General features: G+C 56.9%; 16 protein-coding genes. 6 read left to right on the top strand and 10 right to left on the bottom strand.

The window, feature by feature from the left end; genetic code table 11:
* Position 1 precedes the first annotated feature (1 nt).
* From mgtE to HY011_10150, 3 genes are all read left to right on the top strand, one after another.
* Positions 2-1,354: a magnesium transporter gene (gene mgtE, locus HY011_10140; protein MBI3423289.1), complete on the top strand. Its 1,353-nt coding sequence runs from the start codon at positions 2-4 to the stop codon at positions 1,352-1,354.
* Positions 1,355-1,647: 293 nt separating this feature from the next.
* Positions 1,648-2,181, top strand: coding sequence for a hypothetical protein (locus tag HY011_10145; protein ID MBI3423290.1), 534 nt, complete (start codon positions 1,648-1,650; stop codon positions 2,179-2,181).
* Positions 2,182-2,202: 21 nt separating this feature from the next.
* Positions 2,203-3,366: a cytochrome-c peroxidase gene (locus HY011_10150; GenBank protein ID MBI3423291.1), complete on the top strand. Its 1,164-nt coding sequence runs from the start codon at positions 2,203-2,205 to the stop codon at positions 3,364-3,366.
* Positions 3,367-3,455: 89 nt separating this feature from the next.
* On the opposite strand, the gene HY011_10155 is transcribed toward HY011_10150, so the two are convergent.
* The 8 genes from HY011_10155 to HY011_10190 all read right to left on the bottom strand — a co-directional run bounded on the left by HY011_10155 (position 3,456) and on the right by HY011_10190 (position 10,426).
* Complete coding sequence (locus HY011_10155; GenBank protein MBI3423292.1) at positions 3,456-3,956, bottom strand: hypothetical protein; 501 nt, start codon at positions 3,954-3,956, stop codon at positions 3,456-3,458.
* A 240-nt stretch (positions 3,957-4,196) separates the two neighbouring features.
* Positions 4,197-5,480 carry a TldD/PmbA family protein gene (locus HY011_10160; protein ID MBI3423293.1) on the bottom strand — a complete coding sequence of 428 codons (1,284 nt, stop codon included), beginning with the start codon at positions 5,478-5,480 and terminating at the stop codon, positions 4,197-4,199.
* 268 nt (positions 5,481-5,748) lie between these two features.
* Positions 5,749-6,117, bottom strand: coding sequence for a DUF433 domain-containing protein (locus HY011_10165; protein ID MBI3423294.1), 369 nt, complete (start codon positions 6,115-6,117; stop codon positions 5,749-5,751).
* Between the two features lie 79 nt (positions 6,118-6,196).
* Positions 6,197-7,603 (bottom strand): hypothetical protein, encoded by a 1,407-nt coding sequence (locus HY011_10170; protein MBI3423295.1) that lies wholly within the window; start codon positions 7,601-7,603, stop codon positions 6,197-6,199.
* Between the two features lie 60 nt (positions 7,604-7,663).
* Entirely contained in the window at positions 7,664-9,100 is a 1,437-nt protein-coding gene (gene tldD / locus HY011_10175) for a metalloprotease TldD (protein MBI3423296.1), read from the bottom strand.
* A 2-nt stretch (positions 9,101-9,102) separates the two neighbouring features.
* Positions 9,103-9,609 carry a hypothetical protein gene (locus tag HY011_10180; GenBank protein ID MBI3423297.1) on the bottom strand — a complete coding sequence of 169 codons (507 nt, stop codon included), beginning with the start codon at positions 9,607-9,609 and terminating at the stop codon, positions 9,103-9,105.
* A gap of 57 nt (positions 9,610-9,666) precedes the next feature.
* The gene (locus HY011_10185) at positions 9,667-9,882 is read right to left on the bottom strand and encodes a hypothetical protein (GenBank protein MBI3423298.1); all 216 of its coding nucleotides are present in this window, start codon (positions 9,880-9,882) and stop codon (positions 9,667-9,669) included.
* Positions 9,875-10,426: a Uma2 family endonuclease gene (locus tag HY011_10190; protein MBI3423299.1), complete on the bottom strand. Its 552-nt coding sequence runs from the start codon at positions 10,424-10,426 to the stop codon at positions 9,875-9,877. Before HY011_10190 ends, HY011_10185 begins: the two co-directional genes overlap by 8 nt.
* Before the next feature lie 590 nt (positions 10,427-11,016).
* Between HY011_10190 and HY011_10195 the strand changes: the two genes are divergently transcribed.
* Positions 11,017-14,109, top strand: a complete 3,093-nt coding sequence (locus HY011_10195; protein ID MBI3423300.1) for a TonB-dependent receptor — start codon at positions 11,017-11,019, stop codon at positions 14,107-14,109.
* A gap of 104 nt (positions 14,110-14,213) precedes the next feature.
* Here HY011_10195 and HY011_10200 read toward each other — a convergent pair whose 3' ends face one another.
* Positions 14,214-15,665 carry a winged helix-turn-helix domain-containing protein gene (locus HY011_10200; protein ID MBI3423301.1) on the bottom strand — a complete coding sequence of 484 codons (1,452 nt, stop codon included), beginning with the start codon at positions 15,663-15,665 and terminating at the stop codon, positions 14,214-14,216.
* A gap of 199 nt (positions 15,666-15,864) precedes the next feature.
* Between HY011_10200 and HY011_10205 the strand changes: the two genes are divergently transcribed.
* Positions 15,865-16,107 (top strand): hypothetical protein, encoded by a 243-nt coding sequence (locus HY011_10205; protein MBI3423302.1) that lies wholly within the window; start codon positions 15,865-15,867, stop codon positions 16,105-16,107.
* Entirely contained in the window at positions 16,104-17,303 is a 1,200-nt protein-coding gene (locus HY011_10210; GenBank protein MBI3423303.1) for a DUF418 domain-containing protein, read from the top strand. Before HY011_10205 ends, HY011_10210 begins: the two co-directional genes overlap by 4 nt.
* Here HY011_10210 and HY011_10215 read toward each other — a convergent pair.
* Positions 17,295-19,592, bottom strand: coding sequence for a hypothetical protein (locus HY011_10215; protein ID MBI3423304.1), 2,298 nt, complete (start codon positions 19,590-19,592; stop codon positions 17,295-17,297). The two genes, HY011_10210 and HY011_10215, sit on opposite strands and share 9 nt — an antisense overlap.
* Positions 19,593-19,611: the final 19 nt, after the last annotated feature.

A 19,611-nucleotide genomic window follows, 5' to 3' on the forward strand; every position in this document is an offset into this window, starting at 1 on the left:
AGTGGCATTGCTGGAAGAATTGCGCGAGCGCATCAACCTGCGCCTCGACGAAAGCTACGTCGGGATCAGCGAAGTGGTGGGCGAACTCGCGCCGGAAGATTTGGTCGAATTGCTCAATCAACTCACGCTGATCGAAGCCGCCAGCGTCGTGATGATGCTGCCTGTGCCGCGCATCATCGAATTACTCGATCAACCGACGATGACGCGCCGCGCCGCCATCCTCGAACGCCTCGACCCCAAACGCGCCGCCCAGGTCATCGAAGGTCTCGCCGCCGACGAAAGCACCGACATCGTCAAACAGATGGGCTTGCACGAGCGCCGCCGTGTGCTGAGCCAGGTCAAAAGCGCCACACGCACCGAACTGGAACACCTGCTGCAATACCCCGACCATACGGCGGGCGGCATCATGACGACCGAGTTTGTGCATCTGGCACCCGACATGACTGTGGGCGAGGCGCTCAAACACATTCGTTCGGTCGCGCGCGAAAAAGAATCCATCTATGCCTGTTATGTGCTGGATGACAATGCGCGGCTGCTCGGCGCGGTCTCGCTGCGCGATCTGGTGATGGGCGAGATTGACCAGCGCATCACGACTGTGATGCGCCGCAAACCTGTCACGGTTGAGGCGCTGGAAGATCAAGAATCGGTCGCCAAGAAAATCGCCAAATACAATCTGCTGGCCGTGCCCGTGCTCGAAAGCGACGGCCACGTCGTTGGCTTCGTCACCGTGGACGATGTGGTGGACGTGCTGATCGAGGAGCAGACTGAAGACGTCTTGCGCATGGCCGGTATCGAACCGGGGGCGCTCGACAAACCCTATTTCGACAATCCCGTCTGGCGCGTGGTGCGCAAACGCATCGGCTGGCTATTACTGCTGTTTGTGGCGGAAACCTTCACCGGCACAGTGTTACGCCATTACGAAGGCCAATTAGCAGCACAGGTGGCACTCTCGTTTTTCATCCCGCTGCTGATTGGCACCGGCGGCAATACCGGGGCACAGACTGTGACGACGATCATTCGCAGTTTGGCGTTAGGCGAAATTCGTTTGAAAGACGCGCTGCGTGTTTTTACGCGCGAATTGAGTACAGGAACCATCATTGGCGTTTTGCTCGGCATAATTGCATTTGGCCGTGCGTTGCTGTGGGGCACGACAATGCCGCTGGCTTTGACGGTGGCTATCACTGTGCTGGTTATTTGTGCTTGGTCAACGACGGTTGGATCGCTGATTCCGATTGTGGCTGAACGCCTCGGGATTGACCCGGCGGTGCTCTCGGCACCGTTGATCACCACGCTGGTGGATGCGACCGGCCTGATTATCTATTTCACCATTGCCAAATTTATTTTGAACCTGTGAGCGTTATGAAACGGCTGTAATTTGCTTCGATTGCCGCGCATCATTTTGGCGTAGACTAGGCGGTGCTTTCGGCGCCCATGATCTCGACGCTGGTGGATGCGACGGGGCTGTTGATTTATTTGACCATTGCGAAATTGATACTGGATCAGATTTGAACGCCGCCTTTGTGACACTTGCCACTGCAAATGATGAATGCGTGGAAGTGCCACAAGTGAAATGGCAGGCGCGCCGCTGTCGGCGTAAGTTCGCATCTCCCGCAAACCGCTCAACGGGTATCACCGAGGAGGTACGGAATGAAAAGTCTGAGAATATGTCTGGCACTGGCCTTATGGTTCCATTCGATTGCCCCTGGCTTTGCGCAGGCCGCGCGCGAGGTTGATGTCTTCGCCGCCGAAATCTATCTGCCGCGCGGCGAAAAGATCGAAAAGCAAAAAGTCCGGCTGCATTTTTTGCCGGAGCGGCTGCTGATCAAGAACGAGCACGGCGAAGACCTCAAAAGCCTGGCTTACGCCGACCTTAAAGCGGCGGATTATGCTTACGGCAAGCAGCCACGTTGGAAGGAAGGTATGGCTTTGACGGCGACAGGCTTGTTACTGGGTTCGAGTTTAGCTGTACTTGCCGTGACGCCGCTCCTGCCGTTGGTGGCGATTATTGGCGGCATCAAACTGGCAAAGTCCAAGGGCCGCAGCCATTGGCTGACCGTCCGGACAGCGGATGATTACGCGGTCTTGCGGCTGAACAAGCAAAGCCAACGACTGGTCATTGCGGCGTTTGAAATGCACAGTCAGGTGAAGGTTGAAATTCTGCCGGACAAAGAGCAGAAATGACGGTTTCTTGAACGGAGGGCTATGCAAACAACATCTTCTCGGTTGATTCAGGTTTTGTTCGTGGCTGTTTTTTTAGCGGCTGCGAGTTGGTTGTTTGGCATGAGCCTCACGCAACAGGCCGCCGCCCAGGAACGCCTCGTGCAAACCACTGTCCCATTAGGTTTGCCCACCGACACTTGGGAATACTATGTCCCGCGCCACAACCCGCTGACGCCCGAAAAGATCGAACTGGGCCGCCAACTCTTTTTTGACCAGCGTCTGTCAGCCGACGGCACCGTCGCCTGCGCCAGTTGCCACAAACCCGAACTCGCCTTCGCCGATGGCAAGGCCGTGGCCGAAGGCATCGCGGGCCGCCGTGGGCCGCGCAATTCGCCCAGCGTGCTCAACGTGATTTATAACAACAGCAATTTCTGGGATGGCCGCAGCGAGACGCTGGAAGAGCAGGCAATTCAACCGCTCATTAATCCGCTGGAGATGGGCGAGCAGACCCACGCGGCCATCGTGGCGCGCTTGCAGCGGCTGCCCGAATACGTCAGCGCCTTTCAAACCGTCTTTCGCGGCGCCCTCACCATCGAACGTATCGGCCAGGCGCTCGCTGCTTATGAACGCACGCTGGTTTCAGGCGCGGCGCCGATTGATCATTATTTGGCGGGCGACACCAATGCCCTGGATGAGGCTGCCAAACGCGGCCTTGCGCTCTTTCGCGGCAAGGCGCGCTGTTCGCGTTGCCACGCATTTAGTGAGCAACGGGCGTTCTTTTCCAACTTTGATTACGTGAATACGGGCGTGGCCACCAACCATTCCAACTTTGAAAAGATGACGCGTGCGCTTTACGAAGCGGCGGAAGGGCCGGAGATGAAAACGCTGGTGGATAAGCTCAGCCAGGAAGAGGGCGGCCACGAATTGGGCCGTATCACGATCACCTATAACATTCTCGACCTCGGCGCGTTCCGCATACCTAGCCTGCGCAATGTAGCTTTGACTGCGCCCTACTTTCACGATGGCAGCGCCGCGACGCTGGCTGATGTTGTGCGCTTTTACAACGCGGGCGGCAAAGACAATCTCAACCGCGAGTGGGACCTGCATCCGTTGGGGCTGACCGAAGAAGAGCAAATTGATCTGATTGCTTTTCTACATTCCCTCACAGGCAAAATCCCGGATGCTGGCAAGCTGGCCGCAAAATAAAAACCGCGGGGGAAGAATGGAACGGGGGAAAGCCTTAAAGATTTTCCCCGTGTCTCCTGCTCTCCCGTGGCCCTGTGTTTGGTTAAAGGCTAAAACTGCAACCCGCGCAATTCGACTAGCAAATCCTTCACTTGACCCTCCGACACATTGCCAGGCCCGTCAATTTTGACGCTGACCTTGATGGATTCGCCGGGTTTCAACGGCTCCGTGCGCACGCGCGGAATCGGTACGCTAATGCTTTCTTTAATGACCTTATCGTCCAGACCAATCATCCGTCCGATCAACTCAAGGCCGGTCAGTGTGCGGTCGCCGCGATTGGTGACGCGTGTTCTAATTTCGTATTGCATCATCCCGATCATATTGGGGTGAACGATCTTATCAATCACTTCGATCTCGATCTTGCTTTTGTAGTGCTCGAATTCGGCTGACCCGGCCCACACTCCGTTCGGCAAAGGCGGTTTCATGTCGCCCTTGGACCCGGCGATGTAAAAGACTCCCACAATCAACGTAATCGCCACCAGCCCCAGCGCGCCGACGATCAAATTGCCGCGCTTGTTGTCTTCCGCATCCACAGGTTTCGCTTCAAACATAAACTGTTCCTTTCGTTTTCAACCTTGACGGGAGAAAACAGAGATGACGGAACAGACGGAAATAACGGAACAAACAGAAACCAGCCTTGTCAGAACGCTTCCGTCTGTCCGGTAATCTCTCCTGGGCTTTGCACAAAAAGTCCCGTTTGCACAAAAAGTCGAGTGATTGCGTAGAAGCGCGCGCAAATCCAAATGACTTATCGCCGCTTTTTTTCAACCTGCACAAAAAGTCCGTCATTTTTAGAGGTTTTTGTGCAAAGCCTTCAACATCTCGCGGAAGTTGCCTGCAATCGTTACCTCTTCGACGGGGAAGGTCAACTGGCCGCCTTCGATCCACTGGCCCGAAGCGCCGCGCGAATAATCGCCGTTGACGGGGTTGAACCCGAAGCCGATCAGCTCCGTCACATAAAACCCTTGCTTGACCGACGCGATAATCTCGTTCGGCGCATAGACCCCCGGCACGATGTAAAAGTTCCCCGTGCCCACGCTCGGCGCGCCCGACAAACCGCGCGCCGCATTGCCCGTAGATTTCAGGTTTAGTTTGCGCGCCGTGTAACTGTTCAGCAAATAGCTTTGCAACACGCCGTTTTCGACCACCACGGTCTTGCGTGTCGCCAGCCCTTCGCCATCGAAAGGCCGCGAACCCAGCGCGCCCGGTAGCGTCCCGTCATCAATGATCGTCAAGCCGCTGGCGGCAATCTCTTCGCCCAGCTTGCCGACGAAAAGCGATGAGCGCCGGAAGATCGCCTCGCCCGTAATCGTCTGGAAGAACTCGCCCAGCAACTCTTCGGCGGCGTCGGCGGAAAAAATAATCGGGACTTCCTGTGTAGCCACCTTGCGCCCACCCAGCTTGCGCAACGCGCGCCGCGCCGCTTCCTGACCGATGGTCTCGGCGTCATCCAATTTGGCAAAGCTACGCGCGCGGTCGCCCCAATAGCCGATTTGCATTTGGTCGCCGTCCTTGGCAATCGGCGCGACCGACACGCCGCACAGCGTGCCCTGATATTCGCCCGCAAAGCCGCCGCTTGTCGCCAGCAGCATGCGCGCCACCGTCGTCCCGCAACTCGCGCCTTGCGAATTGGCGATGCGCGCGTCGTACCCGCGCGCCGCCGCCTCCGCCGCCTTCGCCAATTCGATCTTGCGTTCGGTCTGCAGCGCGACGATGGCCTCGTCGTAAAGGCCCAAATCCGGCAACGCGCCGCTCGCCAATTCATCACGCGCGGGCAACACCGCCGCCTCGTCCACCGAAGTCAGCCGCGCCATTGCCACCGCCGTGTCAATCAATTCGTCCAACGCCGCCGCGCTCACATCCGAAGTCGAGCACGACGCCTGCCGCCCTTCGTAAAGCACGCGCAAGCCCAAGCCGCGCGACGCAGCCTCTTCCAGCTTTTCGACTTCGCCCAGGCGGACTTCGACCGAAAAGTCGGTGGTTTCGCTGGCGATAACTTCGGCCTCGGTCGCGCCGCGCTTTAGAGCTTTGGCGATGAGGTCGGAGAGCAGGTCTATGGTGATTTGTGTAGCCATTCGGAAAGGTAAAAGGTGAAAAGAGAACCGTGAACATTCCGATGCCAGCCTGCGGATGCAGGCGACAGCATAAAGCCCAGTGCGTGAGCGCTGGGTTAGCTCGTCATTGAGAACCGCAAGCCCACGAAGGTGGGCGGCAGACATTGCGCGCGATGGTCTGTCGCTCGCTCCGCGAGCTTGCGTAAATTTTGGGGCGCTCACCCAGGGTTTCGCGCTGCGCGCTGCACCCTGGGCTTTACGCTGCCGCCCGCATTCGCGGGCTGAGAGTTCAAGCGAACTTGGCGATGCCATTCGTTTGCCGTTCTGCCCAGCGCCGCATCAACCGTTCGCGGAACGCCACGCGGTCAGCCTGGTATTGCGGATCAGCCTCAAGCTGTTTTTGAAACGCGGCATCGGCTTCCTCCTGCTTTTGCAGGTACGCATCCAACTCGGCCCGATGGCTCAAGTAATACGCCAGTACAGCATGAACCTGGCACAACGAAACCGCCGGGAAGCGATTGGTAATCTCTTCCGCCGAGGCACCTTGTTTGTAGTGATGCAGGATCGTGTCGAGCGGGACGCGCGTGCCGGTAACGCGGATCACGCCTTCGGGCGTTTGGGTGAGCGGTACTGTTTGAACTGCTTCGATTGCTGTCATAGCTTTTTACCTCTTCGCTTTCTCTTGGGGCAATGCGCTCGTTTAGTCTGCTGCTCTGCTGCTTAATGTAGGTAGGTCACTACAAGATATTACCCTCGCTATTCAACCTGGACTTCTCCAGTTTTTTCTTTTTCCACTCTTTCAAAACATGAAATAGCTCTTTGGGGTCAAGGGAGAGGAATTTTCCTTTGATGAGGCTTTGCAATAAGTAGGTAAGCAAAAACCAGCCAAATGTAAGCTTGAAAGCAAGTGGCTCCATCCGATTCCATCCTTCAGGTTGAGCAATAGACCAGCAGACCCACGCAAATACAGGAAGACTTATCAAGAAATAGGCTAATAACACCAATTGAGCAAAATTAGTTGCGAGCTTGTCTTCAAGCTGAGTGTGACTTCTCTCTAGTAAATTGAAAGTAGTAACTAGGCGATTATAGTTGCTCTCTGAAATGACAGAGGTTTCGCTTACAACGATTTTATTATTGGTGTAAGAGCTTTCTGCTAAGCAAGCATAGTCATAAGTTTTGTTGTATGTCAGGTTATGAATCAATTCCTTATGGTCAAATGTACGCTCATTTGATAACTCAAAAGAGTAAATCGTGCTTACGTTCTTAAATCTCAAAATAGTATAGACGTCAACCAGATAGCTTTTAAGAAAAGCCGTCACGTCGAAGATATAAGCGAATGAGTCAATATCGTTTAGCAGGATAGATGTTTCTTTTTCTAGATCTTCGTACACGATAACTTTTGTGTCAGGAATGATTCTCTGTAAGTTTTTATATCTCAGACAATGTATAGGCTGAATTTCAATATCTAGCTCTTCCCACTGGCTGCCTTTTTTCTTCAGGTATTTACCGCTTACCAAGCTGCTTAATTGTTTGCTGATTAGTTCTTTTAACCTGCTTAGATCATCTTCTTTTGATTCAATTTTCCCTCGATCTTCTGTTATGTTTATCAGAACAACCTGGGTCAGGTTTTCATAGTATGCTATGCAATGAGCAATCACATTGATGTAGGGATCAGGGAGGTCGGAGGTGGCAAAAATAAACAACTTGGTTTGCTTTGGACGAACGACCTGTGTCTCTTCTTTACTAGAAGACTTGATTGATCCCTTGCTTTGCTGCTTTGCATTCATGAGATTGTTGATTGCTTGTGGTACGTTATCGCCGACTCCGCAACTCATGGATAGCCCAGTATGTTTTGTAAAGATACTGGCTATATTTTCTAGGAAATTATAGTCGTGCTTGTCAAAGTCATATTTAATTAAAACATCGTCCCCGCCGGCGATTATTAACTCGGCACCCGTGGTAGAGTTAATAAGCGACTCTATTTGAAAAATCGCCAGTTTAATACTCTCTGACAAGTGTGTAGCTTCTTTAACTCTGCCATTGTTAAGCAAATTTTCTATTGAATTGCCTATGTTATCTCCGTCAAAGAAAGCATATTTCACTGTCCCAACTTGTGTCTCAATATTTTGATTGGTAAATGACATGTCATGCTACACGTAACATTTTGTCCTTTCCATACCACAAATAGCCTGTTTGGTGATAGCTCAACTACCCTTCGTCCCGCCCACCGTCATCTCTTCAATCTTAATCGTCGGCATCCCCACGCCCACCGGCACCGATTGCCCGTCTTTGCCGCACGTCCCGATGCCTTCGTCCAGCGCCAGATCGTTGCCGACCGCCGAGACTTTGGTCAGCGCGACGGGGCCGTTGCCGATCAGCGTAGCGCCTTTGACCGGCGCGGTGACTTTGCCGTCTTCGATCAAGTAAGCCTCGCTCGCGCTGAACACGAATTTGCCGTTGGTGATGTCTACTTGGCCGCCGCCGAATTGCACGGCGTAAAGGCCGCGTTTGACCGATTTGATGATGTCGGCGGGGTCGCTCTGGCCCGCGAGCATGTACGTGTTGGTCATACGCGGCATCGGCAGGTGGCGGTAACTTTCGCGGCGGCCATTGCCGGTGAGCGCCGCACCCGTTAGCCGCGCGCTGAGCTTGTCCTGCAAATACCCGCGCAGGATGCCGTTTTCGATCAGCACGGTTTGCGCGGTCGGATTGCCTTCGTCATCCACGTTGAGCGAGCCGCGCCGCCCCGGAACGCAGCCCTCATCCACGACAGTGCAGAGCGGGCTGGCGACCTTTTGGCCGATCAGGCCGGAAAAGGCCGAGGTGCCTTTGCGGTTGAAATCGGCTTCCAGGCCGTGGCCGACGGCTTCGTGCAAGAGGATGCCGGGCCAGCCCGCGCCGAGCACGACTTCCATCGCCCCGGCGGGCGCTTCGACGGCTTCGAGCTGGACGATGGCCTGGCGCGCGGCTTCGGCGGCGAAATGTTCGGGCGTGAGTTGGTCGTGGAAGAACTCCAAGCCGTTGCGCCCGCCGCCGCCCGCGTAACCCGATTGCAAGTTCCCGTCGTCATCCGCGATGCACAGCACATTCATACGCGTCAGCGGCTGCACGTCGCCGATCAGCGCGCCTTCGGACGTAGCGATCAGCATGACCTTGTACTTGTCCATAAACATCGCCTGCACCTCGCGCACACGCGGATCGTGCGCGCGCGCCGCCTTGTCCGCGCGGTGCAACAATTCGATTTTGCGTTCGAGCGGCTCTTCGTTGGCCGGATGCGCGACGGGATAAAGATCGTGCTGCGGCTGGCTGGCCGATATGTTGACGGGGCCAACCTGCACGCCGCTCTCGGCGATATGCGCGGCGGTCAGCGCGGCCTTGCGGATGGCAGCGACTTCGATCTCGTCGCAGTAGGCAAAGCCGGTGCGCTCGCCACTGATAACGCGCACGCCGACGCCCTGTTCGACCGTGCGATTGGCAGTCTTGATGATCTGCTCTTCGAGATTGAGCGCGTGGTTGATCGTGTATTCGAAATACAGATCGGCGTAATCACCACCTTTCGACATGGCCGTGGCGAGCAAGCTTTCGATGTCGGCGGTGGTGAGATTGAATCGGGAAGTGAAAAATTCAATTGGATTGGTCATAGCTAAATCAACTCTCCAAACACTGGGAAAGCATAGGACGTAAACCAGGCAAATAAGAGCCAATGAAAACCAAGGCTCAGTGGAAACGCAGGTTTGCGCCAGGCTTTCAGCCCAATCAAAGCAAGCGTTGCTATCAAACTAAAATTCAGGATTATCACAGCAACAGTGTGCACCCCGCCTTGATATTTCATCCCGTAAGACCAGTAAATTATGTTATGCAAAATGGAAAGCAAAGCGAGTAAGAAAAAGAGCATGAAACTGCGAGCCGGTATTTCAGGCTTTCCCAGAAAAGCATACGGATTCCATATCCACATCGCTAAAGCAGGAATGGACAGGATAAAGAGTTTGGTTCCCAAGAAGCTGGGAATCAGCATTCCGACCAAGAAGAGCCAAAAGGGAAATGGGGCCCAGATGCGTGGCACGTTGGCATTGATTGACTGCCAAGCGACAAGGCTGAGCGAAATACCAGCAAGCAAAGTTGTGAGAGTGAAAAAGTGTTTTTGAGACATCCCACCTCCAGAACAACTGTCGCAATACTTGTCTTGTTAGTTAGCTTTGGGCGGCAATCAGGCCACTGCCAACAAGGCTTTTTCAACGTCCTTCGACAGTTCAAGGGCAACGAAGCATTCCGCCGGATACAAATAATCTTCGCCCGATTCGTCAACGATTCTGAGCAAGCCGTCCGCTGCTACCGCTGTGTCTGGCAAGACCTGATAGAGCTTGCGCAGTTCCAAGTCTTCGCAACCATTCTTTTGCACACAAACGACAAAGTGTTTAGACATAAGCTGGTTGTTGAAACAATTCGCTAATGCGCAACCGGAAGCCGGGCAATAACGCCTCGCTCACCAACTCATCCTCTTCCCCCAACACCGTAATCGCTTTTGGCGAATCGTAAATGTGCACTTCGCGCAAGTCAGGTGACACTAACCAAGTTTGCCGCACGCCAGCGGTAAAACACTCGCGCAGCTTGCGGTTGACCTTCCCCCAGCTTTCGTTGGACGCGACAACTTCGACAGAGAGGTCAGGGGCGAGATGCCATTTCTCTTCGGTTTCGCCTTCGGGCGGCATGCGCGCGGCGGAAAGGAAAGAAACATCGGGCAAGCGTTCGTTCTGTCCGATTTGAAAGGTGGCGTCTGGGCCGTAGACACCGCCAAGCTGGTGCGCTTCGACATATCCACCCAAACGAATAATCAGGCGTGTGCCCACGCCGCTGTGTCTGGAACTACCCATGTCTTTGGCCTCCCATTGTCCATCCACAAGTTCATAGATTTTGTCGGCGTCGTCGGCGAGTGCGATACCAGTGGCGATTTGCGTTGTCGGAGCCATTGCATTTCCTCCTGCTGAAAATTGATGCCGGTGGATTGTAGTTTTACCAGGGTGATGCGGCAAGCAGGCAATCTATCCGGGCTTGCTGTCAATGAGTTGGAACTGACTGGCCTTTGCGGCTGCCAAGCAACGCCTGCTTTTGTCATTTTGGCCAAGCCGCATCCGAAAACTCCAATGGCATCTGAGAAATTGGAAACCTGGGTTTAACAAAGCCGTTGGTTTTAAGGCGCGTCTTCTTTTGACGAGTGCGGCCAGCGTGCTATCTACGTTGTGATTCGAGGTTGATACAGAAAAGAAACCCGCCAATTGTTACTGCCGAAAAGCCATAACGAAACAATTCAGAATTTGTTTGTTACAGCGCTGTTACGAAGTTACAACGTGGCATAACGGTTGCACCTTTGTAACTCCGCATACGTACCAGAATATTTGAATTACCGTCACGTATGTTGATAACCGCGGCAACCATTGCCTCGTTTTCAATCGTTTCAGAAAACACAATCGCGAACCAAAACACTGGATGTGAACAACGGCCTTCACGGGCCGGCAGGTTGTCGTGTGTTCAATGACGCCCGCTAAAGGAGAAATGGAATATGAAATCAATTAAACCCTGCTTGTTATTTGTTTGTTTGTTGTGCGCCACGCTCGCGGCTTTCGGCCAGGCGGTTTCGGTCAGCAATGTCGAGGGCACCGTGACCGATCAGACCGGCGCGGTCGTGCCCAACGCCGTCGTGACCGTCACCAACGCCGGTACGGGCGCTAAACGCGAAGCCGCTGCCGATAGCAATGGCTATTACCGCGTCGCCGGATTGGCGCCGGGCCTGTATACGATCAGGATCGAGAGCAAAGGCTTTGCCACGCAGCTTTCCGAAAACGTGACGCTCAACGTGGGCACGACGCTCACGCTGAACGCGCAACTCAAACCGGCGGGCGCGACGGAAACCGTCATCGTCAACGCGGGTGATGTGGCGCTGGTCGAAACGACGCGCACCGAATTGGGCGGCGTCGTCAGCAACCGCGAAATCGAAAACCTGCCGCTCAACGGGCGCAGTCTGGCGGGCCTGGCGATTCTGGTGCCGGGCGCGCGGCCCGCGCAATCCTTCGACCCGACCAAGAACCGCAGCGCGGCCTTTTCGGTCAATGGCGGCGGTGGACGCAACATCAACACCACCGTGGATGGCGGCGACAACAAAGACAACACCGTTGGCGGCATCGTCATGAATTTCTCGCTCGAAGGCGTGCAGGAATACAAGCTCGAAACGCAGCGTTTCTCCGCCGCCGCGGGCCGCAGCGAAGGCGCGGCGCTCAACGTCATCACCAAGAGCGGCACCAACGCCTTGCGCGGTTCGGCGTTTCTCTTTGCGCGCGACAAAGCCTTCAACGCGAACGATCACATCTCCGTCGTCAGCAAACGCGCGAAGCCCGATTACAGCCGCCAACAATTCGGCGGCAGCCTGGGCGGGCCGGTCAAACAAGATCGTTTGTTCTTTTTCGGCGTCTACGAACGGACGCGCGAAGAGGCGGCCTTCAACGTCAGCCAGACCGTGGTGGACGAATTGACCATCGCCAAGGTCGCCGGGGCCAAACCGATTCAGACCGTGCCGACGCCCTTCCGCGACAACCTCTGGCAGGTGCGCCTCGACGGCAAACTCAACGACAAACACACGGCCTTTTTGAAATGGGCGCAACAGACCAACAGTGCGCTCAACGACCAGGCCAACATCACCGACGAATCGAGCGGCAACTTCACGCGGAATCATTTGTACCAGAGCACGCTCGGCTTCAATTCGACGCTGACGCCGGCGCTGGTCAATCAATTCGTCTTCGCCTATCAGTATTGGAACAACATCATTGACTCAAACACCTTCGCGCCGTATCTGATCTTCCCCGGCGCGGGCGTGACCTTCGGCACCAATCCCAACATTCCGCAAGGCTCGGTGCAACGCAAGTTCCAATTCAAGGACGACCTGTTCTGGACGCGCGGCCAACACGGATTCAAATTCGGCGGTGATTACACGGCCATTCCCAAACTGGGCGGCTTCTTCCGCACACCGCCGACGCCCAACCTGACCTTCCTCGACAATCCGTCGGTGATCACGACCGACAAGACGAAATATCCGCAAGGCTTCGCCACGCCCGGCGCGGTCTCGACACTGGTTTACACGTCGGGCGATCCGGCCTTTGATTATCACGACACCGCGATGATCTCGGCGTATGTGCAGGATGATTGGAAAGTCCGGCCCCGACTGACGCTGAATCTGGGTGTGCGCTACGACCTCGATCACAACTTCATTCCAGCGCTGCCGAACAACCGCACCTACCTGTTGCTGAAACAGATCAATCACGTGGCGGCGAGCCGCTTGCCCGGCGATGACACCAACAATTTCTCGCCGCGTTTCGGGTTTGCCTGGGACATCGGCGGCGATGCCAAAAATGTCGTGCGCGGCGGCTATGGCATTTACTACGGGCAAGTCTTCCAGAACATCCCGCTCTTCGCCCAGCAACAGGCCAACGCGACGGTGTTCGCTTCGACCACGCTGACCAGTTCCGGCACCACGCCGCAAACCAACACCGATCCGTTCCTGAAGACCTTCCGTTATGGCGTAGACACGATCGCCATTCCACCCGCCGCCACGACGCTGGCGAACGGTGCGTCGGGCCGCCTCATCAGCCCCGATGCGGTGATGCCCTATACTCAGCAATTCAACGTCGGCTACAGCCGCCAACTCAGCCGCGATTACGCGGTCGAAGTGGATTACGTCCACATCCTCGGCTTGCACGAATACATGCGGCGGCGCTTGAACCCGCGCGTGCCGGGCAACACGGTCAAGGACATCAACGGCGCGAATGTGGCGAACGCGCGGTTGCTGGCGGCGAATTTCGTGAGCGCCGGTTTGCCCGCCGCGCGGTTGGGCGACATCATTTACGAAGATTCCATCGGGCGTTCGCACTACGACGGCTTGAACGTTCAACTGCGCAAACGCTTCACGAACCATCTCACTTTCCAAACGTCATACGTGCTTTCGCGCGGCATCGCCTATGGCGGCGCGAACAACACGGGCGCGGCGGCGGGCTTCGGCGGTCTGGTGCAGGATCAGAACGACATCTTCAACAAGGACGAACTGGGGCCGACCTCGACCGATGAACGGCACCGTTTTGTCTTTTCGGGTGTACTGGATTTGCCGTGGGGGTTGCAGGTTTCGCCGATTTTGCAGGCCGCTTCGCCGCGCGCCTACACGATCATTCAGGGCACTGACCGCAACGGCGACGGCGTCACCAACGACCGTTGGCTCGATCCGGCGACCAACCAGATCACCAAACGCGGCGCGTTCCGTGGCGGTTTCGACATCCAACAGGTCACTGACCCGGCGACGGGCAAGACGGAAATCGTAGCGGGTGACGCAGTCTCGGCGCGCACTTTCACGCTGGATATGCGCGTCTCGAAATACGTCAAGTTTAGCGACCGGATGAAACTTGGTTTGTTCTTCGAGGCCTTCAACCTGACCAATCACGTCAATTTCGGCGACGGCTTCCAGGGCAACGCGCGCACGGTCAGCACGAGCGGCAAACCGCTGGTGCGCACTGTCACCGGCTATCTGGGCAACCGCACGGCCAGCATTCCGCCCGCACAAGGGGGCGCGGGCAGTCCGTTCCAGGCGCAGTTTGGGGCGCGCTTCACGTTCTAAAGAAGGTCAGCACAAACGCAAAACCCAAAGGCGGCACTTGTTTCAAACAGACAGGCGCCGCCTTTGGGTTTGTTTCGAGAGAGATTGGTTGTTGACGCCTGTGCTCAAGGCGTATGCCCGACGCGGCGCAACAAATCGTTAAAGCTGTGCTCGGCCCGCAATCCATCAAATTTCGGCTCAACTTTCAACCACAACGCCAGCCAGCCGCTGCGGTCTTCATACGCTTTTTCGAGCCAGGCCAGCGCCTGCTCATGCTCTCCAAGTCCAGCGTAAATCGTCGCGACATCGTAGGGCGAGACGTATTTGTGCTTGGCAATCTCCTGCAATTCGGCCAGCACCTTTTGCGCTTCGGCGCGCTGACCCGCTGCGGCGTAAGCGTGTCCGAGCGAGGCCAGGATTTGCGGGCTGTCGTTCAAGCGCTGAGCCTGCTGCAACTCGACCAGGGCTTCGGCAAATTTGCCCTGTTGCTCATAAGCCCAGCCGAGCAGCAAGTGTGGCCAGTATGATCTTGGCTCCACGCCCAACGCGCGCCGGTATTGTTCGATGGCCTGTTCCGGCTGGCGCGCAAAGTAAAACGCCAGCCCCAGTTGCCACAGGCTGAATTCATCCAGCGGATTGGCGTCCGCCGCGTGTTTCATCTCGGCTTGCGCTTCGGCCAGGCGGCCCACCGCGATCAAATGCCAGCCGTAAAGTTGATGCGCGGGCTGATAGTCGGGAGCGAGTGCAATCGCGCGCTTGAATTCACGTTCGGCACCCACCCAATCCCATTCGTACTGCGTCTTGATGACGCCCAGGGTAACGTGCGCCGGGGCGAACGCCTCGTCACATTGCAAGGCCTGCGCGTTAGCCGCCTGCGCTTTGGGCATGGCTGCGCGCGGGGCAAGGTGCAGGTCTGAAAGGAACAGCCAGCCGACCGCGAGGCCGTCATAAGCGGACGCCGAGCGCGGGGCCAGGGCGATGGCGCGCTGATAGTATTCGAGGCCTTGTCTGATCTCGGCTTCCGTCCAGCGGCTGATGTAGAAATTGCCTTTGAACTCAAGCTGTTCGACATCGGCGCGCGGCGCCGGTTTGTAGCGCCAATAAATGCCAGCGCTGAGGAGCGTCAGCGCCAGAAAACCGAAGACGACCAAGAAGAGCTCGGGACGTTGGCGCAACCTGAGTCGGGCGGGGGCCAATGCAGCCGCAGGCGCGGTAGGCACAAGCGGCTGAACGGCGGCATCCGCGTTATGCAGGACTTTCACCACAGCGACAAAGCGATAGCCGCGCTTCGGGATGGTTTCGATGAACTTCTGCCCTTGTTCGCCTTCACCGAGCGTCTTACGCAGCCGCGAGATGTTGTCGGCCAGATTGTTCTCTTCGACAAAGCTGTCGGGCCAGACAGTTTTCAGCAATGTTTCTTTTTCCAGCAAATGGCCGGGCTGGGCGACCAGCGCCAGCAACAGGTCGAATGTTTTTGGCGCGAGCGGGATGGCCTCGCCCGCGCGCAGCAGCAAGCGTTCGGCTGCGTCCAGCCGGAAAGAGCCGAATTCGTATAACTGCTTGTGTTGCGTTTCCATCAGACGTTCCGAGAAGTTTCCTAGAATTTTCCGAGCGAAAAACCAGACGTGGCTGAAGACAGATTGCCCCCGCGCGCCTATCATCCGCCGTGCCATGCGCCGCTGAACGCATTCTATGGTTGGGTGGCGGCGCGCGGCAATGCGGGCAACTCGTAGCGAAGGGCCGCGTGAGCCTGCGCCACCTTCATGGAGAACCTTGATGAACATCGAACAAATACGCGACGCGCTTCTTTATTGCACGGTCATGAACTTCGCGCTGCTGGCGCTGTGGGGGCTGCTCTGCCTGCTGCCGCGCGAGTGGATGTATCGGGCGGCGGGCCGCATTTTCCGCTGCACCGCTGCACAGTTCGACACCGTCAACTATGCAGGCATTGTCTTCTACAAAATCGGCGTCCTGCTCTTCAATCTGATTCCCTATCTGGCCTTGCGCTTCGTGCGATGAAAAGCGGCGACCTGTCAGATCAAATGAAGCCGGTGGCGGAACGCCTCGTGGCGCTCGACGCGTTGCGCGGCGCAGCTTTGTTCGGCGTCTTGCTGGTCAATCTGGAAGTCGGCTTCCGCGTCTCGCTCTTTCAACAAATGCTGACGCCGCACACGCACGCGGGCTGGGCCAATCGCGCGACTGACATCCTCATCGCCGGGGTCTTCGAGTTCAAAGCCTTCACGCTCTTTGCGTTTTTGTTCGGTGTGGGCGTCGGCGTGCAAACCGAGCGCACTGCAACGCGCCAACATTCGCCCACACGCTTTCTAGCGCGGCGCTTTGGCGTATTGCTCGTCATCGGGCTTAGTCACATGCTGCTGCTTTGGAATGGCGACATCCTGACGCTGTATGCCGTTTGCGACCTGTTGTTGATTCCCGTTATCGCGTTGTCAGCGCGCGGGCTGGCGATGTTGGGGCTGGTGCTTATCGTGCTCGCGCCGTATTTGCCGTTTTTCAGCGCGCACTTTCCGGCGCAGGAAGCATTGCGCGCGCACGCTGCCGTTGCCACGCGGGTTTACGCGACGGGCAGCTTCACCGAAATCATGGCGTTGCGCTGGCACGAGGCGGGGCGTTTCATCGCGCCGTTGCTGCTCGGTTCGTTGCCGCGCACCGTTGGGTTGATGATGTGCGGCCTTGCCGCCTGGCGCGGGGGCGTCTTGCCACAACCACTGCAACACCGCACATTGCTCAAACGCACTCTCTGGCTCGCAGGTACCCTCGGCGCATTGATGACGACTTTGCAGCTTTGGGCAAACGAAACGGGCCGCGCACTGCCTGCCGCATTCAGTTGGCTTTATCCGTATGATTTCGTCTTGCTGGCCGCAGCTTACGGGGCGGGCCTGTGGCTGTGGTTGAATCGCACCCCTTCAACTGCCGCGCGCTGGCTGGCGGCGGGGGGACGAATGGCGCTGAGCAATTACCTGGCGCAATCGGTGCTGTTCAGCCTGTTGTTTTACGGCTTCGGCCTGGGCTGGTTCGGCAAACTGGGTTCGACAGTGACGGCGCTGCTGGGCGTGACCGTCTTCATCCTTCAACTCGCAGCCAGCGTGTGGTGGTTGCGGCGTTATCAGTTTGGCCCGGCGGAATGGCTCTGGCGTTCGTTGACGTATGGACAACGGCAACCATTCCACCGAGTTCCGTCATTCAACTCACTTTGAATTCGTGGTCATTGAAGAGCGGCGTCCAGTCGTCGTCGCCCAGTAATCCATCCACTGCTCACGAATCGCATTGGTGCGCTCGATCAGTTCCTTGCTCGGCGTCGCGCCGTGCTCAACGATGACGACCATGCCGGTGTTGAATTTCTTTTGCGCATTTTCGACAGCGGGCAAACGCGGCCCTTCCGCCGCAATCACGTCTTGTATGGTCAGTTTCGTCCGGTCAGCTTTGAAGATCGGATGACCATTAGCATCGCGGCCTGCCGTCACCAGGTTTCGCAGGATGAAAAAGTCAGGCACTTCCGCTGGCGCGGCGAGACCCATCAAGTAAAGTTCGAGATACGACCAGCCCGTCGCGGGCACATAGTAATCGTCATCGAGTTGCGTATATGTGCCGTCAAAGTTGTCTTGCCACACGCCGCCGCCCATCGCCGAGGCTTCGGTCGGGCGCTGATAAGGGAAGGCCACCGGCGCGTGCAGTCCGCGCGCCCAATGCGTCGGGCCAAGCGGGATGGTCTCGCCATTCACTTTGGCCGAAACAAAGGCAGACCAGCGATGGCCCATCTCGTGCCCGATCTGCGACATCGCGTAGTTATAGGGCGGCATCCTGCCATCGGTTGACTTGCGACTGAGTTGATCCGTGTAAAAGGCCACGTTGTGATCGCTCGTATCCTTTGTGCCCGCTGGTGGGCGTTCCTGCCCTTGATTGGAGCCGATATAAACGGGCTGGACGAATTGCCATTGGAATCTGCCCGCACTGCAATAGGCATCCAAACCGCGCTGTGTTGCGCCAATGCCTGTCACCGCGCCGCCCGCCGGGCCGCCGCCCAAGGGGCCGGTGCTGGGCGTGCCCGCTTCCTGATTGTCTACGCGAAAGTCGGAGTAATAGGCCAGGAAATCAAATTTATCGCCCAGCGCTTTGATCACGGTGCAAGTCAAGTCACGCGGATTGGGTAAGGACAGGTAGTGAAACGATTCGTAGAGCGCTGTGAAAGGCCCGTCCTGCCGCTTGATTGTAGAGAGGTCTACTTCTGGGCTGCGAATACCCGCGAGCGTTACCGTTTGAGGCGGCACTTGGTCAACGGGTGGAGCGCCCGGTGCCTGGGCCTCGGCGAAGATGGCGATTTGATCTCCGGCTTTATACGTTGCGGGCAGCGTGCCTTGTAGTGTGAGCGTGTTGCCATTCACCTTCACACTCGCCGCGACGCCGGGGCCAGCGGCCAGATAACGCGCTGTGCCGCCGCCACGTCCGCCGCCGCCGCGCCCGCCTGGGCCAAGGCCGCGAATTGTCCAAGCAACATCTGGATTGGACGTAAGCACTGGCTTGTGGCTATCAAAAGAAACGCGATACGTGAGACCCGCCAAGCCCGCCTCGCCCTCCGGCAACACCGGCCCGCGCGTTTCCAACGTGACTTTCAAAAAGAGTCCGTCAACGGCTGATACTTTCACACTTTTGATGTCGAGGTGCGCGGCGACCGCCGGATTCTCTTCAGCCTTGAGCACGGCGAGTTCTTTTTCTACGCCCGCGTTGACCAGCGGATAAAGGCCGACAATCGCATCACGCGCGGCGATGTCTTCGTAAGACAGTTCAATCGCGCCATCTTTCCATAGCACCGCTTGAAAGCGGTTCACGGTCGGCGTCCAAGTGAAATCCTGAATCCCGCCCACCGGTTCGGTCAGGCTCCAGGTAATGACCACGCGGTCGGCCAACTCTTTGACGTAGCGCGTGCCGGACATGCGCGGTTTGAAAAACACGCAAATCGCCGGTGTCGTATTGAGCAACGTGCGCGCCGCTTCCTGCAACTGCGCGAAGCGATCAATCGAAACGCCGCCGCCACGATTCGCTAATCCACCGGGGCCGCCCATACCGCTCGCATTTGGCGGCGCGCCAAAGCTAATTGATCCCGTCAGACCGACCGAAAGCGCCTCCCAACTTTTGCCGGAAAACGGAAAGGCGAAGTTGCGCAGCGTGATTTGCGGATTCGTGATAGCCGCGCCGAATTCCGCGTCCCACTTGAGCGCCACATTTTCCGCGCGATAACCCGTTCCCTCTGGCGTGAAGCGCAGCGTGCGCCGCCCCAGATCGAACATATTCGCCTTGCCCAGCGCGCCCTCATTCAACTCCATCACGATCAAATCGCCCTGCGTGCGGATCGTGCCGATGGAGCGCCCCGGCTCTTGCCGTATCTGCGACTGTGCGGCGTTGTGATAAGGCAGCAGTCCGAACACGGACAACAACGTTACCAGCACGCTGAGCAATCCGCTGGTTAAATAACCCCGGCGTTTTTTCATGACATCTCCTTCGCTTGGT

Source organism: Acidobacteriota bacterium, assembly GCA_016196035.1.
GTDB lineage: Bacteria > Acidobacteriota > Blastocatellia > RBC074 > RBC074 > JACPYM01.

What these genes read in the sequence shown, in the direction of transcription:
- HY011_10160 (MBI3423293.1), bottom strand. Translation starts at nt 5,480, where the DNA reads ATGGCTACACAAATCACCATAGACCTGCTCTCCGACCTCATCGCCAAA.
- HY011_10195 (MBI3423300.1), top strand. Translation starts at nt 11,017, where the DNA reads ATGAAATCAATTAAACCCTGCTTGTTATTTGTTTGTTTGTTGTGCGCC.
- tldD (MBI3423296.1), bottom strand. Translation starts at nt 9,100, where the DNA reads ATGACCAATCCAATTGAATTTTTCACTTCCCGATTCAATCTCACCACC.
- HY011_10210 (MBI3423303.1), top strand. Translation starts at nt 16,104, where the DNA reads ATGAAAAGCGGCGACCTGTCAGATCAAATGAAGCCGGTGGCGGAACGC.
- HY011_10150 (MBI3423291.1), top strand. Translation starts at nt 2,203, where the DNA reads ATGCAAACAACATCTTCTCGGTTGATTCAGGTTTTGTTCGTGGCTGTT.
- HY011_10200 (MBI3423301.1), bottom strand. Translation starts at nt 15,665, where the DNA reads ATGGAAACGCAACACAAGCAGTTATACGAATTCGGCTCTTTCCGGCTG.
- HY011_10170 (MBI3423295.1), bottom strand. Translation starts at nt 7,603, where the DNA reads ATGTCATTTACCAATCAAAATATTGAGACACAAGTTGGGACAGTGAAA.
- HY011_10190 (MBI3423299.1), bottom strand. Translation starts at nt 10,426, where the DNA reads ATGGCTCCGACAACGCAAATCGCCACTGGTATCGCACTCGCCGACGAC.
- HY011_10165 (MBI3423294.1), bottom strand. Translation starts at nt 6,117, where the DNA reads ATGACAGCAATCGAAGCAGTTCAAACAGTACCGCTCACCCAAACGCCC.
- HY011_10155 (MBI3423292.1), bottom strand. Translation starts at nt 3,956, where the DNA reads ATGTTTGAAGCGAAACCTGTGGATGCGGAAGACAACAAGCGCGGCAAT.
- HY011_10145 (MBI3423290.1), top strand. Translation starts at nt 1,648, where the DNA reads ATGAAAAGTCTGAGAATATGTCTGGCACTGGCCTTATGGTTCCATTCG.
- HY011_10215 (MBI3423304.1), bottom strand. Translation starts at nt 19,592, where the DNA reads ATGAAAAAACGCCGGGGTTATTTAACCAGCGGATTGCTCAGCGTGCTG.
- HY011_10180 (MBI3423297.1), bottom strand. Translation starts at nt 9,609, where the DNA reads ATGTCTCAAAAACACTTTTTCACTCTCACAACTTTGCTTGCTGGTATT.
- HY011_10185 (MBI3423298.1), bottom strand. Translation starts at nt 9,882, where the DNA reads ATGTCTAAACACTTTGTCGTTTGTGTGCAAAAGAATGGTTGCGAAGAC.
- HY011_10205 (MBI3423302.1), top strand. Translation starts at nt 15,865, where the DNA reads ATGAACATCGAACAAATACGCGACGCGCTTCTTTATTGCACGGTCATG.